Below are 15,747 nucleotides of genomic sequence, written 5' to 3' on the forward strand. Positions count from 1 at the left end.
TTCTTAAAGATAAGATAAAAATTTCTTCTTTTTCCGTTACAGCTAAGTATCAAGATAAAATTTTTGTTATCACATCAGAAGATATCAATTTATCTTATAACTATCAAGAAATGGTAGAAGAAGCTTACAAAATAGGTAGAGAAGGAAACCCTATTGCAAGAGTGAGAGAAATTTATGTAACAGAAAAAGAGGGAAAATATTTTAACTTTTATCCCAAATACGATGAAAGGAAATTAAAAGAGTTTGTTGATAAAATTTCTCAAGAGATTGATAAAGAGCCAGTTAATGCGAAAATAAAAATTATAAGAGGAGTAAGACAAATTACATCAGATATAGAGGGGGTAAAAGTTAATAAAGAGAAAACTTTAAAAAATCTAAAGCAGCTTATAGATGAATTAGTAAAAGGAAAGACAGAGAAGCCAGAAGTAGAGATTGTAGCGGAGAAAGTTGAAGCAAAAATTTCAAAATCAATGTTAGAAATGATTAATGGACGAATTTCTACTTTTTCTACCGTATTTAATCTTCAAGATGCAAACCGTTCAGAGAATATACTAGTGGCGGCAAGAGCCGTAAATGATACCTTGCTTATGCCGGGTGAGACATTTTCTCTTAATAAAACTTTAGGACCGAGAATAATACAAAACGGTTACAAAGAAGCCCCTGTAATAATAGGTAATAAACTGGTACCGGATATAGGAGGAGGAGTATGCCAAATTGCTACAACCTTGTATAATGCAATTTTACGGGCGGATATAACAATTACTGAAAGATACCATCACAGTTTTCCAGTAGCTTATGTACCACCAGGACAAGATGCTACTATTTCTGGAGATGCTTTAGACTTAAAATTTAAAAATTCTACTCAATATCCTATATATATTGAGTCCTACATAGAAGGCAACAAATTAGTAATGAACATATATGGCTATGTGAAAAATCCTTCAAAATGGGTAGATATTCAGTCAGAGGTTGTTGAAAAATATGAGCCTAAAATAAAATATATAGATGACCCCACACTACCTCAAGGAGAAGAAGTTGTAGAAATAGAGCCTCATGCCGGCTATAAAGTCAATACATATCGTTTGATTTATGAAAATAACAAATTAGTTAAAAGGGAGTTTTTATATACAGATGTGTATAAGCCAGTAGATGGAGTAATTAAAAGAGGAACTAAAAAAGTAGAAAATTCAAAATTTCAAGAGTTACCTAATACAGAAAAGGAAAATAATGCTCAAATTAATCCAGAACCACCACAGGGTAATCCAGAAGAAGCTTTTTCACCATAACATAATATCACCTCCCATTTTCTGTATCAATAAAAAATGGGAGGTGATATTTAATTATTAAGTTTATGCTGGCAAGCCGGACAATAACCGTAGAAATAGAGCTTTTGTTCTACAAGTTTGTAGTCAGTATGCTGACTAACTTCCTCTAAAACGTCTTTTAGAAGGGATTCATCAAGGTCTTCTACTTTACCACAACTTATACAGACCACATGGGGATGAGAATTGGTGTTAGCATCGTATCTAAAGCTACCTTCCCCTACATTCAATTCTTGTATTAATCCCATGTTTTTCAGAACTTCCAATGTTTTGTATACAGTCGCTAAGCTCATTGTGGGAAAATCAGAGGCAAGCTTTTTGTATATAGTTTCTGCTGTAGGATGTTCTTTTGTGTTTCTAAGCAGATTAAGTATTGCTAATCTTTGAGGTGTTACTTTAAGCCCTTTTTGTTTTAACAGGGCAGCAGCTTCCTCCATTATATCACTCCATTTCACAAAAGATAATATTTTTCTTTTGATATTTTGTGTCTTAATTATATCTCTATTCATTAATAATGTCAATTATTTTTGAACATATCGGCGATATGGCAATTTACAGTGATATAATGTATAATATAATTGAACACAATAAATTAAGGAGTTGAAAGGAATGCAATACAAATTAATTGCCATCGATATGGATGATACTCTTCTAAGACATGATAAAACTATATCTAAAGAGAATATAGAAGCATTACATAAAGCTCGGGGGAAAGGAGTATATGTAGTAATATCTACAGGAAGGGTTTTTGCTTCCGCGTATGCCTACGCAGATATGATTGGTTTTAGAACTTACATAATTGCAAGTAATGGTGCTTTGATAAGAGACCCTGATAATAATACTATTTATGAAAGCCTTCTAAACTATGACAGCATGGAGGAAATTATAAAAGTATGCCAAAAGTACAATACATATTTCCAGCTTATAAGTGACAAAACGGTGTTTTCTCCGGAGATAACAAATAAATTTCAAAGGTATGCCGAATGGAATGAGTTATTTAAAACAGAGTTAAAAGTGAATGTCCAAGAAATAAAGGAACCGTTAAAAGAGTTGGACAAATTAAAAGATAGTATTTTAAAAATCATAGTTTTTAACGATGATGTTGAAGTATTAAAAAGCATAAGGGAGGAATTGTCAAAGAATGCCTCAATACAGATAACCAGTTCTTATATGGACAATATTGAAATTGTCAATAAAGGAGTCAGCAAAGGAAGAGCCCTTAAAATTCTAGGAGGTTATTTGGGAATAGAAAGAGAAGAAATGATAGCAATAGGAGATAGTGAAAATGATATAGAAATGATCAAATTTGCAGGTTTAGGTGTGGCAGTTGAAAATGCTGTTGATGAGGTCAAAAAAGTGGCAAACTTTATAACGAAATCTAATATGGAGGACGGTGTAAAGTACGTTATTGATAAATTTATATTACAATCATAAGAAAGGAGTATTTCTATGAAAAAAACAGTACATTTGCGTATAACTGGCCATGTGCAAGGGGTGGGGCTGAGGTATTCTGTGTATCAAAAGGCAGTTTCTTTGGGAATTAAAGGTTATGCGGAAAATCTTTATGATGGCAGTGTAGAAGTTGTTGCAGAAGGGGAAGAGGAAAGTATTAAAGAATTGATAAATTTTATTAAAACAGGTTTGAGATGGGCAAGAGTGGAGGATGTGGAAGAAAGATGGTCGGATTATAAAGGGGAGTACAAGGATTTTCGAATTTATTAGTACTCTTCTTTTTTATTCAATAAAACGTTTAAATGTGATATAATAATAAAAAATAGCTTTAATGAGTTAATTTATTAATTGCGATTGAGGGTGCATGAATATGAGGATGGAATTCGAACTGAAACTTCAACAAGCTCAAAAACTTATAATGACTCCTGAACTAAAACAGGCTATTGAGATTTTGCAGTTAAATTCCTTAGAACTTAATGCTCTTATAGAGCAGGAATTAGAGACTAATCCTCTTCTTGAAAAAGAAGAGACATCCGAAGAAGAGAATGCATATGAATATGACTTGTATGAGTTGTCTAAATATATACGAGAAACAGAAGAGAGAATGTATTATGATGATTCCGATGATGAAGAAATAGAAGAAGTCAATTATGAAAACTTTGTGTCTCCAAAGTCTTCTTTGAGTGACCACCTTTTATTTCAACTTCACATAACACCTGTTCCTCCCAAAATCCAGAAAATATGTGAATATATAATATTTAGTCTAAGTCCGAGTGGTTATTTGAGAGAGGATATAAAAGATATTGCAGAGATTCTGGAATGTTCTGAAGAAGAGGTATTAGATGGATTATCTGTAGTTCAATCTTTTGACCCCCCAGGAATTGCAGCACGTAATTTGCAAGAATGTTTAAAACTTCAACTTTTAGCCCAAGATAGTTACAAAGGCATTGTAAAAAAATTGGTAGACTATCATCTTGAGGAAATTGCAGAGGGTAAGTATTCATATTTAGCAAAGTTGTACAATATTTCCCTAAAAGAAGTGCAACAAGCTGTAGATTTTATAAAAAAACTCAATCCTAAACCGGGAAGTAGCTTTTCTTCTACAACAGATGTTGGATATATTATACCAGATGTGGAAGTAATAAAAAGAGAGGGTGAATATTTTGTTATAGTAAACGATTCAGTTACTCCTAAGCTCAAGATTAATAATTACTATCATTCTATTTTAAATAGCCATGATGAAGAAGCTAAAAAATATATAAATTCAAAACTGCAATCAGCCATGTGGCTTATAAAGAGTTTAGAAAGCAGAAAAGAAACTTTGTATAAAGTAGTTAAAGCAATAGTGGAGTTACAAAGGGATTTTCTTGACAAAGGTATCAATTACTTAAAGCCTATGACGCAGAAACAAATTGCTGATATTGTAGGTATCCACGAGTCTACTGTCAGCAGAGCTATAAACGGCAAATATGTTGCAACTCCTCGAGGACTTTTTGAGATAAAATTCTTTTTCCAATCTGGTATTTCCAATAGAAATGGGAATGAATTTTCTGCTGAAACTATTAAAAACCTCATAAAAAAATTGATTGAAGAAGAGGACCCTGCAAATCCTCTAAGTGATCAAAAAATAGCTGATATTTTAAAAGAAAAAAATATTAATATTTCAAGAAGGACAGTGGCAAAATATAGAGAGGAATGCAATATTCCTTCTACTATCAAAAGAAGAAGATATTAAATGGGCATGTAAATGCCCATTTAGGCTATTGAAAAAGCTTTATTAATAGTATAAAATAGTTAGTGTAAATACTTTTTTATGAGATGTGGGACATTTATAGAATAACGGGACTTTAACCGTCCTGAAGAGGGAAATGACATGAAAGATATTATAGCTTTACAACAAAAGATAGTACCAGAGTTAATAGATTTACTTCAAAAGAGATATACTATAATGCGAAACATATATTTTAATCAACCTATAGGACGACGGGCACTTTCGCATCAATTAAATATGGGAGAACGAATAATTAGAACTGAGGTATCTTTTTTGAAGGCTCAAGGTTTGGTGGATATAAATCCCTTAGGTATGACTATCACAAAAGAGGGAGAAGAATTAATTGAGAATTTGAAGGATTTTATACATGAGCTTAAAGGCCTTAACAATATTGAGAGTTTGTTAAAGGACAAGCTGGGGATTGAGAAAGTGATAATCGTACCAGGCGACATAGAACAAGATCCTATGATAAAAAAAGAATTAGGAAAATCAGCAGCGAATTACCTAAAAACTATAATAAATTATGACAGTATTATTGCTTTAACTGGCGGTTCAACTGTGCTGGAAGTGGCTAATGGAATGCCTCAGCTTTATTCCAAATCAAACATGGTAGTTGTACCTGCTCGTGGTGGATTGGGGAGAGAAGTAGAAAAGCAAGCGAATACAATCGCTTCAATTTTAGCTAAAAAACTTGGTGGTACATATAAAATGTTGCACGTGCCGGATAATTTAGGCAAAGAAGCGGTAAAAAGCCTTATCAAAGAGCCGGATATAAAAGATGTGGTAGAAACCTTAAAAAAAGCTGATATTTTAATATTTGGAATAGGTCGCGCAGATGTAATGGCAGAGAGAAGAAATTTACCCCAAGATATTAGAGATTTTTTAGTAAGGAACAATGCTACAGCTGAAGCTTTAGGATATTATTTTGATAAAGAAGGAAAAGTGGTCTATGCAACACCAAGCATTTTCTTGACTTTAGAAGACCTAAAGCTTGTTAAAAATTTAATAGCTGTATCTGGTGGGAAAAATAAAGCAGAAGCGATTGTCTCTACTTGCAGAAGTGGCAATGTACAAGTGCTTGTCACTGATGAAGGAGCTGCATTTGAGATTTTAAAAATTGTTTAAAACACCTTTTCAGGTGTTTATAAAATAAAAATCAAGGAGGAATACATAATGGGTGTTAAAGTTGCTATTAATGGTTTTGGAAGAATTGGAAGAAATGTATTCAGAGCTGCATTTAAGAAAAATGTTGATCTTGAATTTGTAGCTATCAACGATTTAACAGATGCAAAAACATTGGCTCATCTATTAAAATACGATTCTACTTTTGGTAAATTTGAAGGAGAAGTATCTTATACGGAGGACGCGTTAATTGTAAATGGCAAAGAAATTAAAATTTTCAAAGAAACTGATCCGGCTAAACTTCCTTGGGGAGAATTAGGAGTAGACATTGTAATTGAATCTACAGGAAGATTTACAAACAAAGATGATGCTATAAAGCACATCCATGCTGGAGCGAAAAAAGTTATAATTTCCGCGCCTGCTAAAAATGAGGACATAACAATTGTTATGGGCGTTAATGAAAACATGTATGACCCAGCTAACCATCATGTAATTTCAAATGCTTCTTGTACAACCAACTGCTTAGCACCAATAGCTAAGGTTATTAATGACAAATTCCGCATTAAAAAAGGCATGATGACAACAGTTCACTCTTACACCAATGACCAAAGAATACTTGATTTACCTCACAGTGACTTAAGAAGAGCAAGGGCTGCGGCTATGTCAATAATACCTACTACAACAGGTGCAGCAAAGGCAATTCACTTAGTAATTCCAGAGCTAAAAGGGAAAATGAATGGTTTTGCAATGAGAGTTCCAACTCCAGACGTCTCTGTTGTAGACCTTGTAGCAGAAGTTGAAGTACCTGTTACAGTTGAAGAAGTAAATGCAGCGTTGAAAGAAGCTTCTGAAACATATATGAAAGGCATTTTAGGTTATTCTGAAGAGCCATTAGTTTCAATGGACTATAAAGGTGACGATAGGTCTTCTATAGTTGATGCACCACTTACAATGGTAATTGAAGGAACATTAGTAAAAGTTGTTTCTTGGTATGACAATGAATGGGGTTACTCCAACAGAGTTGTAGACCTTGCAAAATATATTGCTGAGAGACTCTAAGTAGTAAAAGGTCCGTGTCCTTTTATGGACCGGACCTTTAAATCCTAGTATAAGGAGGTTTTTGTGATGAAAAAAACTGTGCGGGATATAGATGTGGCGGGAAAAAGAGTGCTGGTAAGGGTAGACTTTAATGTGCCTATGGATGAAAATAAAAATATAACAGATGACACTCGTATAAAAGCAGCACTGCCCACCATTCAATATCTCATAAACAATAACGCAAAAGTAATACTTATATCCCATTTAGGAAGGCCAAAAGGGAAAGTAAATCCAGAATATTCTTTAAAACCTGTTGCAAAGAGGTTATCTGAACTTTTAGGTAAGCAAGTTTCTATGGCAGAGGATGTAATTGGAGAGGATGCAAAAGCGAAAGCAGCCGCATTAAAAGAAGGCGAAGTATTGCTCTTAGAAAATGTGAGATTCCATGCAGAGGAAGAGAAAAATGACCCTCAATTTGCAAAAGAATTAGCTTCTTTAGCAGATATATATGTAAATGACGCTTTTGGTACGGCTCACAGAGCTCATGCTTCAACAGCAGGGGTGGCAGCGTATTTACCAGCAGTATCAGGTTTTTTAATTGAAAAAGAGCTTACAATCATGGGAGAAGCTCTTGAAAACCCAAAAAGACCTTTTGTTGCAATATTGGGAGGAGCTAAAGTTTCTGACAAAATAGGGGTTATAACAAACCTATTAGAAAAAGTAGATAGCCTTTTAATTGGCGGTGGTATGGCTTACACCTTTATAAAAGCAAAAGGATATGAAATTGGTAAGTCGCTTTTAGAAGAGGATAAAATAGAGTTAGCTAAAGAATTAATGGAGAAGGCTAAGCAAAAGGGTGTTAATTTGATGCTTCCTGTTGATACAGTTATTGCTAAAGAATTGAAATCAGGCGTACCTTATGAAGTAGTCGATATAGACAAAATGCCTCAAGACCAAATAGGAGTAGACATTGGACCTAAGACTATTGAAGAATACTCAAAAGTGATAAAACACGCGATGACAGTAGTGTGGAATGGGCCTATGGGAGTTTTTGAAATTCCTGAGTTTGCAAAAGGTACAGAGGCTATTGCGAAAGCTTTGAGTGAATGCAAAGGTATTACTATAGTAGGCGGCGGTGATTCTGCAGCTGCTATAGAGCAATTAGGATATGCGGATAAAGTCACTCATATTTCTACTGGAGGAGGAGCTTCTCTAGAGTTTTTGGAAGGCAAAGTGTTGCCGGGAATTGAAGTTTTAAATGACAAGTAAAGGGGTGTTTGTTTTGAGAAGACCAATAATTGCAGGTAATTGGAAAATGCACATGACCCCTTCTGAAGCGGTGAAATTAGTTGATGAATTGATACCTCAAGTGAAAGACGCAAAAGCAGAAGTGGTAGTCATACCTCCCTTTGTGGATTTGACAGAGGTAAATAAAGTAATTCAAGGTACTAATATTCTTCTCGGAGCACAAGATATGTTTTGGGAAGAAAAGGGCGCATATACGGGGGAAATTTCACCTTTAATGCTTAAAGAGATTGGGGTAAAATATGTTGTAATAGGCCACTCTGAAAGAAGGCAGTATTTTGGTGAGACGGATGAAATGGTCAATAAAAAAGTTTTATCCGCTCTATCTCACGGCTTAAGTCCTATTGTGTGTGTAGGAGAATCTTTTTCTCAAAGAGAAGAAGGAAAAACTTTTGAAGTAGTTTTAAGTCAAACTAAAGAGGCTTTAAAAGGCGTTACCCACGATGATATTGTAAATGTAGTAATAGCTTATGAGCCAATTTGGGCTATAGGTACTGGCAAAACGGCTACAGCTAAAGACGCCAATGAAGTGATAAAAGCTATAAGAAATACTATAGCTTCCCTTTATGGAAAAGAAAAAGCAGATCTGGTTAGAATACAATATGGGGGGAGTGTAAAGCCCGAGAACATCTCTGAACTCATGGCAGAGAGCGATATAGACGGGGCTTTAGTGGGGGGAGCAAGTCTTGTAGCATCAGATTTTGCAAAGATTGTCAATTATTAAGGAGAGGATTATATGCCTGAAAAATTAACCATGCTAGTTATACTAGATGGGTTTGGACTATCAGTCAAAAAAGAAGGAAATGCAGTATATCAAGCTAATACTCCAAATTTAGATTTTTACTTTAAAAACTATCCCCATACGACTCTTTCCGCCAGTGGCCTTGCAGTAGGACTTCCTGAGGGACAAATGGGAAACTCAGAAGTAGGGCACTTAAATATTGGAGCGGGAAGAATAGTATATCAAGAACTTACGAGAATTAGTAAAGATATAAAAGAAGGTACCTTTTTTAAGAAAAAAGAATTTTTAGATGCGATAGAAAATGTAAAGAAAAACAACTCAAAACTACATCTTTTTGGCCTTTTGTCAGATGGAGGGGTTCACAGCCACATAACTCATTTATTTGCTTTAATGAAATTGGCAAAAGAACATGGGTTAAAAGAAATATATATTCATGCTTTCTTAGATGGAAGAGATGTTCCACCCGCTTGTGCAAAGGAATATATAAAGCAGTTTGAAGAAGAGTCAAACAGGATTGGCATAGGAAAAATTGCAACGATTTCTGGAAGATATTATGCAATGGATAGAGACAAAAGATGGGATAGAACTAAAAAGGCTTATGATGCAATAGTGTTGGGAAAAGGTGTTTATGCTAATTCACCAATGGAAGCAATAGATATAGCTTATTCAAAAGACCAAACTGACGAGTTTGTAGAACCAACGGTAATTTTAGAAAATGGAAAGCCAGTTGCTACGGTAGAAACGGGGGATTCTATAATATTCTTCAATTTTAGACCTGACAGAGCAAGGCAACTTACCAGAGCTTTTATTGACGAGGTATTTAATCATTTTGAAAGAGAAAAAAGGTATTTGCCTGTATTCTTTGTGTCTATGACGCAATATGATGAAACCTTTGAAAACATACATGTGGCGTATAAGCCAGAAAGACTGGAGAATACTCTTGGTGAATACTTAAGTAAAAAAGGGATTAAACAGCTTAGAATTGCAGAGACAGAAAAATACGCCCATGTGACTTTCTTCTTCAACGGTGGCGTAGAAGAGCCAAATGAAGGGGAAGAAAGAATTTTAGTTCCTTCGCCTAAAGTAGCTACTTACGACCTAAAGCCAGAAATGAGCGCTTATGAGGTTACAGATACTGTAATACCTAAGATTATGTCAGATCAATATGGCTTTATTCTTTTAAACTTTGCAAATCCTGATATGGTAGGGCATACAGGAGTTTTAAATGCTGCAATAAAAGCGATTGAAGCAATAGATGAGTGCCTTGGAAGAATAGTAAATGCTGTTCAAAGTGTAGGAGGGACAATAATTATAACAGCTGACCATGGCAATGCGGAAGAGATGATTGACCCTGTGACAAAAGAGCCACAGACAGCTCATACTACAAACCCAGTTCCATTTATTGTTATAGGTGAGGGAGATATTGATTTAAGAAAAGATGGGATACTGGCTGACATTGCTCCTACAATTTTGGACATAATGAAACTACCAGTTCCTAAAGAGATGACGGGAAAATCTTTAATCATTGGAAGAAGATAAAATTTAAAATAAAATTTAAAAAGAAAGGAGAAATTGTCATGTCATCAATAATTGATATTTTTGCAAGAGAAATACTTGACTCCCGTGGAAATCCCACAGTTGAAGTAGAGGTAGAGTTAGATAGCGGTGCCGTAGGAAGAGCTGCTGTGCCTTCAGGGGCTTCTACAGGAGCTTTTGAAGCAGTTGAGTTACGAGATGGAGATAAATCAAGATATTTGGGAAAAGGAGTGCTAAAAGCTGTTCAAAATGTCAATGACATTATTGCTCCTGAGCTAATTGGCATGGAAGCACAAGACCAAGTAGCAATTGACAAAGCGATGATTGAACTAGATGGAACTCCCAATAAGAGCAAATTAGGAGCAAATGCTATCTTAGGGGTATCTTTGGCAGTGGCAAAGGCAGCAGCTGAGGAATGTGGTTTACCTTTGTATCAATACATTGGTGGAGTAAATGCAAAAACTCTTCCTGTGCCAATGATGAACATATTAAACGGTGGAAAACACGCTGATAACAATGTAGATATACAAGAGTTTATGATAATGCCTGTTGGTGCTCCAAACTTCCGTGAAGCATTAAGAATGTGTTCAGAAGTTTATCACAATTTGAAAAACGTGTTACATTCTAAAGGGTTAAGTACAACAGTTGGTGATGAAGGAGGATTTGCACCTAACCTTACGTCAAATGAAGAGGCAATTCAGGTGATTCTTGAAGCTATAGAGAAAACTGGATATGTTCCAGGAGAAGATATAGCATTAGCATTGGACCCTGCAGCTACTGAAATGTACAAAGAAGATGGGAAATACCATTTTGAGGGTGAGGGAATTGTAAGGACATCTGCTGAAATGGTAGATTTTTTAGAACAGCTTGTAAATAAATATCCTATTGTCTCTCTTGAAGATGGACTTGCTGAAGAAGATTGGGATGGATGGAAACTCTTGACCGACAGGCTCGGTAAAAAAATTCAAATTGTCGGTGACGATATATTTGTAACAAATACTCAAAGACTTTCAAAAGGTATAAGCATGGGAGTAGCAAATTCAATACTCATAAAACTTAATCAAATAGGAACATTGACAGAAACTCTTGATGCTATTGAAATGGCAAAAAGAGCAGGTTACACAGCTGTTGTGTCTCACCGCTCAGGGGAAACAGAAGATTCTACAATTGCAGACCTTGTAGTTGGAGTAAATGCAGGGCAAATTAAAACTGGAGCGCCTGCAAGAACTGACAGAGTCGTAAAATATAATCAGCTTTTAAGAATTGAAGAAGCTTTAGGAAGCACAGCTCAATATCTTGGCAAAAATGCTTTTTACAATATTAAGAAATAAGGGGATCCAAAAAGGATTCCCTTTTTATATAAAAACCTCTTGATTAGCATAACAATTCTTTGTATAATATAAACTGTGGTATTGTGTTTCAAAAATTAGAGATAAGGCGGTGTAAATATGCTAAAAACTGTACTTATGAGTATACAAATTTTGGTTAGCATTTTCTTGATAGTAGTTATACTTTTACAAAAGGGCAAAAGTGCAGGTATTTCGGGTGTAATTGCAGGAGGAGCAGAAACATTTTTTGGAAAGAATAAAGCTCGAACCATGGAGGGGACACTAGAGAGACTCACAACTATAGCGGCGGTATTGTTTATAATTTTGTCTATGGTGTTGACTGTAATGATGGCTAAATAAAAACGACGGTATCAAGAAAAGAAATGGAAAAACCCTTTTATGGGTTTTTATTTTTACCACCACAAATAAAAAAGGCTGGGTGGTCAAATGAAAATTAGAGAAATTACAGAGGAATTAGAATATCAGCTGCTTTCTCCTTATGCGACAAAAAGCCGTGAAACTCGCGGCAGGGATAAAGAAGAGGAAAAATGCGATATAAGGACAGAATTTCAAAGAGATAGAGATAGGATTATTCATAGTAAGGCTTTCAGAAGATTGAGCCACAAAACACAGGTCTTTATTTCTCCAGAAGGTGACCATTATAGAACAAGGCTGACTCATACATTAGAGGTATCTCAGATTGCAAGAACAATTGCGAGAGCCTTGAGGTTAAACGAAGATTTGACAGAAGCTATTGCTTTAGGTCATGATTTAGGACATACTCCTTTTGGCCATTCTGGTGAAGAGGTTTTGAATAGACTTTTAAAAGATGGTTTTAGACATAATGAACAAAGCATTAGAGTGGTTGAGATTTTGGAAAAGGATGGAAAGGGTCTTAATTTGACTTGGGAAGTTAAGGACGGCATTTGTAACCACTCTACCTCAGGAAATCCCCAGACTTTAGAGGGACAAGTAGTACAAATTTCTGATAAAATAGCTTATATTAACCATGATATTGATGATGCGATAAGGGGAAAAGTTTTAAAGCCGGAGGATTTACCAAAAGATTTAATAGCAATTTTGGGTGATAAGCATAGTAAGCGAATAGATACAATGGTAAAAGATGTTATAAATAATAGCTTAGGAAAGCCGAAAGTTTCAATGAGTAAAGAGATTTATGAGGCTACTTATAGCCTGAGGGATTTTTTGTTCAAAAAAGTTTATATTGGGTCAAAAGCTAAAAAAGATGAGGAAAAAGCAAAAAGAATAGTAGAACAATTGTTTTATTACTTTTATGACAATATTGAAAAGATGCCTCAAGAATTTATAAAACTTGCTGAGATTTATGGAAGAGAAAGAGCTGTTGCTGATTATATTGCTGGTATGACAGACAAATATGCTTTTTTAAAATACAAAGAGATTTTTTTGCCCAGTCCTTGGTTTGAGTAAAATATTTTTTGATTTTAATAAAAATTTAATAAAACCAAAGAAGGATTTTTAAATCTTTTGTCGAATATATATTGGTCGTCACTAATAAATTAATTTGGTAAAGAGGAATTTAACAATTTTTGTCGAATAGAATAATTAGGTGATATTGATGGCTTACTCAAGAGAAATGATTGAAAAGGTCATAGAAGCAAATGACATAGTAGATGTTATATCAGAGTATGTAGAACTAAAAAAAGCGGGAAAAGAATTTAAAGGTCTGTGTCCTTTTCATAGAGAAAAAACCCCATCTTTTATGGTCAGTCAAGAAAAACAGGTTTATCACTGTTTTGGCTGTAATGCCAGTGGAAATGTTGTTACTTTTATAATGGATATTGAAAATTTGACTTTTAAAGAAGCAATTGAATTTTTAGCAGATAGAGTGGGAATAACTCTTGAAGAAAGCCAACTAAGTGATCAGGAGTACCGAAGAAAGAAGCTTATTGACGAAATATATAAAATAAATAAATTAGCAGCTATGTATTTTTATAATAAGCTTTTTTCTGAAGAAGGTAGACAGGCTTTAGCTTATATAAGAAAAAGAGGTTTGACAGAAGCAACGATAAAAAAATTTGGAATAGGTTATTCACCACCTCAAGGAAATGGACTTTTAAATTTTTTAAAGGAAAAAGGCTATACAGAAACTTTTCTGGTAAAGGCGGGACTTTTGTCTCAAAAAAATAACCGCTATTACGACAGGTTTAGAAATAGAGTAATGTTTCCTATTATAGATGTAAAGGGTAATGTTATAGGTTTTGGAGGCCGCTCTATTGATGATAGTTTGCCTAAATACTTAAACACTCCGGAGACAGAGGTCTTTAAAAAAGGCAAAACGCTATTTGCAATAAATTTTGCTAAAAAAACTCAACAAGACAAATTTATAATTGTAGAAGGATACATGGACGCGATTTCCTTACACCAAGCTGGAATAGATTGTGCTGTAGCATCTTTAGGAACCGCTTTGACAGGGGACCAAGCAAGACTCATAAAAAGGTATAAAGGAAATGTTGTAATTGCTTATGATGCGGATGAAGCTGGTATTAGTGCCGCATTAAGAGGACTTGACATTCTTGATGAATTGAATTTAAATATAAAAGTACTGACTATTCCTTATGGGAAAGACCCTGATGAGTTTATAAAAAAAGAAGGAGTAGAAGCATTTAATCAATTAATAGAAAATGCCGATAGTTTAATTGAGTTTAAAGCAAAGGTATATAGAAAAAATCTCGACCTTGATAACCCTCAAGATAGAATAATATATGTTAAAAAAATTGCAAAAGATATTGCAAAACTTTCTGATGAAGTGAAAAGGGAAGTCTATATTTCTTCAGTGGCTAAAGTTGCTCAAATATCTGAGAATGCAGTGAGAACAGAGGTTGCTCGTTTTGTCAATAGGGAAATTGAAAAAAATCAAAAAAATATGTATATGGCTGGCAAGATAAGGCATAATATATACAGTAGCAGTAGTAAAATATCACCAGAAAAGTACTTAATTGCATTGCTGCTGTATGATAATAATCTTTACAAAAGGGTGAAAGAAACAATTACTGCCGATATGCTGGAGAATGTTAAATTAAAGCCAATTTTTGAAGAAATAATGTCAAGGTTGGAGGATGGGAAAAAAACTCAAATAAATGATATTGTTTATTTATTACAAGACGAAAATCTCATATCTGATTTTAACGATATTATTAAAGCTTTTTACGAGAGTGAAAATATTACTGAACAAGCTATTGATGATATTATAAACAAGATTCTCATTAACAGTTTGGCAGTTAAAAGAGAAAAGATTAAAAGAGCCATCAATGAAGCTCATATGTTGGGGGATATAGATAAAGAAAGGCAACTTTTAATAGAATTACAAAATTGTGAAAAGGAGATGCTAAAGATAAAAAATGGCTAAAAAGAAAGAAACCCATAGGGAGGGGAAACCTATGAACAACGAAGAATTGTCTAAAGAAGCCATTACAGAACTTATCAATAAAGGAAAAAAAACTGGGATGCTCACCTACAATGAGATAATGGATTCTTTAGAAGATATTGATTTAAATCCTGACCAAATTGAGAAGGTATATGATGCTTTTGAAGACATGGGAATTGAAATTGTTGGGGAAGAACCTCGTCAGGAAGAAATAACAGAAGAAGATTTAGACTTAGACCTTTCTCTTCCTGAAGGAATCAGTATAGATGACCCTGTGAGAATGTATTTGAAGGAGATAGGCAAGATTCCTCTTCTCACTCCTGAAGAAGAGATTGAATTGGCAAAAAGAATCGAACAAGGAGACGAAGAAGCTAAAAAAAGACTTATAGAAGCCAATTTAAGATTGGTTGTAAGCATAGCAAAAAGATACGTAGGAAGAGGAATGCTTTTCTTAGATTTGATACAAGAGGGAAATTTAGGGTTACTCAAAGCAGTTGAAAAATTTGACTATAGAAAAGGCTACAAATTCAGTACTTATGCCACATGGTGGATAAGACAGGCTATCACAAGAGCTATTGCAGACCAAGCAAGAACCATAAGAATCCCTGTACACATGGTAGAAACTATAAACAAATTGATAAGAGTTCAAAGGCAATTGCTGCAGGAATTAGGTCGCGAACCTACCCCTGAAGAGTTGGCAAAAGAGATGGGTATGCCAGAAGAAA

The 15,747-nt window shown here is 34.6% G+C and carries 15 protein-coding genes; 14 read left to right on the top strand and 1 reads right to left on the bottom strand.

The features are described from left to right. Positions 1 to 1,286: VanW family protein (locus tag M663_RS0108600; protein ID WP_042805262.1), on the top strand; the 1,286-nt coding region annotated here is incomplete at its 5' end. 50 nt (positions 1,287 to 1,336) lie between these two features. Here the strand turns inward: M663_RS0108600 and M663_RS0108605 are convergent. Further along, a complete protein-coding gene (locus M663_RS0108605) occupies positions 1,337 to 1,759 on the bottom strand; it encodes a Fur family transcriptional regulator (RefSeq protein ID WP_029688630.1) in 423 nt (140 codons plus the stop codon). Between the two features lie 172 nt (positions 1,760 to 1,931). On the opposite strand from M663_RS0108605, the gene M663_RS0108610 reads away from it, so the two are divergent. The 13 genes from M663_RS0108610 to M663_RS0108670 form a co-directional block, all read left to right on the top strand. Then, complete coding sequence (locus tag M663_RS0108610) at positions 1,932 to 2,756, top strand: Cof-type HAD-IIB family hydrolase (RefSeq protein WP_029688631.1); 825 nt, start codon at positions 1,932 to 1,934, stop codon at positions 2,754 to 2,756. A gap of 15 nt (positions 2,757 to 2,771) precedes the next feature. Continuing rightward, positions 2,772 to 3,044 (top strand): acylphosphatase, encoded by a 273-nt coding sequence (locus M663_RS0108615; RefSeq protein WP_003867199.1) that lies wholly within the window; start codon positions 2,772 to 2,774, stop codon positions 3,042 to 3,044. Between the two features lie 100 nt (positions 3,045 to 3,144). After that, positions 3,145 to 4,509 (top strand): RNA polymerase factor sigma-54, encoded by a 1,365-nt coding sequence (gene rpoN, locus M663_RS0108620; protein ID WP_029688632.1) that lies wholly within the window; start codon positions 3,145 to 3,147, stop codon positions 4,507 to 4,509. Between the two features lie 138 nt (positions 4,510 to 4,647). Beyond that, positions 4,648 to 5,670 carry a sugar-binding domain-containing protein gene (locus M663_RS0108625; RefSeq protein WP_009053016.1) on the top strand — a complete coding sequence of 341 codons (1,023 nt, stop codon included), beginning with the start codon at positions 4,648 to 4,650 and terminating at the stop codon, positions 5,668 to 5,670. A gap of 48 nt (positions 5,671 to 5,718) precedes the next feature. Beyond that, on the top strand, positions 5,719 to 6,726 hold the full coding sequence (gap, locus tag M663_RS0108630) for a type I glyceraldehyde-3-phosphate dehydrogenase (RefSeq protein ID WP_029688633.1): 1,008 nt from the start codon (positions 5,719 to 5,721) through the stop codon (positions 6,724 to 6,726). Positions 6,727 to 6,789: 63 nt separating this feature from the next. Beyond that, positions 6,790 to 7,974, top strand: a complete 1,185-nt coding sequence (locus M663_RS0108635; RefSeq protein WP_337954498.1) for a phosphoglycerate kinase — start codon at positions 6,790 to 6,792, stop codon at positions 7,972 to 7,974. A 13-nt stretch (positions 7,975 to 7,987) separates the two neighbouring features. Continuing rightward, entirely contained in the window at positions 7,988 to 8,734 is a 747-nt protein-coding gene (gene tpiA / locus M663_RS0108640; protein WP_012268685.1) for a triose-phosphate isomerase, read from the top strand. A gap of 12 nt (positions 8,735 to 8,746) precedes the next feature. Next, on the top strand, positions 8,747 to 10,291 hold the full coding sequence (gene gpmI, locus M663_RS0108645) for a 2,3-bisphosphoglycerate-independent phosphoglycerate mutase (protein WP_029688635.1): 1,545 nt from the start codon (positions 8,747 to 8,749) through the stop codon (positions 10,289 to 10,291). Positions 10,292 to 10,329: 38 nt separating this feature from the next. Continuing rightward, positions 10,330 to 11,619 carry a phosphopyruvate hydratase gene (eno, locus tag M663_RS0108650; protein ID WP_029688636.1) on the top strand — a complete coding sequence of 430 codons (1,290 nt, stop codon included), beginning with the start codon at positions 10,330 to 10,332 and terminating at the stop codon, positions 11,617 to 11,619. Between the two features lie 117 nt (positions 11,620 to 11,736). Then, on the top strand, positions 11,737 to 11,976 hold the full coding sequence (secG, locus tag M663_RS0108655) for a preprotein translocase subunit SecG (protein WP_029688637.1): 240 nt from the start codon (positions 11,737 to 11,739) through the stop codon (positions 11,974 to 11,976). Between the two features lie 87 nt (positions 11,977 to 12,063). After that, positions 12,064 to 13,065: a deoxyguanosinetriphosphate triphosphohydrolase gene (locus M663_RS0108660; RefSeq protein WP_029688638.1), complete on the top strand. Its 1,002-nt coding sequence runs from the start codon at positions 12,064 to 12,066 to the stop codon at positions 13,063 to 13,065. Between the two features lie 148 nt (positions 13,066 to 13,213). Next, positions 13,214 to 15,004: a DNA primase gene (gene dnaG, locus M663_RS0108665; protein WP_004402118.1), complete on the top strand. Its 1,791-nt coding sequence runs from the start codon at positions 13,214 to 13,216 to the stop codon at positions 15,002 to 15,004. A 31-nt stretch (positions 15,005 to 15,035) separates the two neighbouring features. After that, positions 15,036 to 15,747: sigma-70 family RNA polymerase sigma factor (locus M663_RS0108670; RefSeq protein WP_029688639.1), on the top strand; the 712-nt coding region annotated here is incomplete at its 3' end.

The sequence above is a fragment of the Thermoanaerobacter sp. A7A genome, from assembly GCF_000445185.1.
Classification (GTDB): Bacteria; Bacillota; Thermoanaerobacteria; order Thermoanaerobacterales; family Thermoanaerobacteraceae; genus Thermoanaerobacter.

Coding starts and splice junctions, on each gene's coding strand:
- eno (WP_029688636.1), top strand. CDS start 10,330: ATGTCATCAATAATTGATATTTTTGCAAGAGAAATACTTGACTCCCGT.
- M663_RS0108660 (WP_029688638.1), top strand. CDS start 12,064: ATGAAAATTAGAGAAATTACAGAGGAATTAGAATATCAGCTGCTTTCT.
- M663_RS0108605 (WP_029688630.1), bottom strand. CDS start 1,759: ATGGAGGAAGCTGCTGCCCTGTTAAAACAAAAAGGGCTTAAAGTAACA.
- M663_RS0108615 (WP_003867199.1), top strand. CDS start 2,772: ATGAAAAAAACAGTACATTTGCGTATAACTGGCCATGTGCAAGGGGTG.
- rpoN (WP_029688632.1), top strand. CDS start 3,145: ATGAGGATGGAATTCGAACTGAAACTTCAACAAGCTCAAAAACTTATA.
- M663_RS0108610 (WP_029688631.1), top strand. CDS start 1,932: ATGCAATACAAATTAATTGCCATCGATATGGATGATACTCTTCTAAGA.
- gap (WP_029688633.1), top strand. CDS start 5,719: ATGGGTGTTAAAGTTGCTATTAATGGTTTTGGAAGAATTGGAAGAAAT.
- dnaG (WP_004402118.1), top strand. CDS start 13,214: ATGGCTTACTCAAGAGAAATGATTGAAAAGGTCATAGAAGCAAATGAC.
- M663_RS0108625 (WP_009053016.1), top strand. CDS start 4,648: ATGAAAGATATTATAGCTTTACAACAAAAGATAGTACCAGAGTTAATA.
- gpmI (WP_029688635.1), top strand. CDS start 8,747: ATGCCTGAAAAATTAACCATGCTAGTTATACTAGATGGGTTTGGACTA.
- secG (WP_029688637.1), top strand. CDS start 11,737: ATGCTAAAAACTGTACTTATGAGTATACAAATTTTGGTTAGCATTTTC.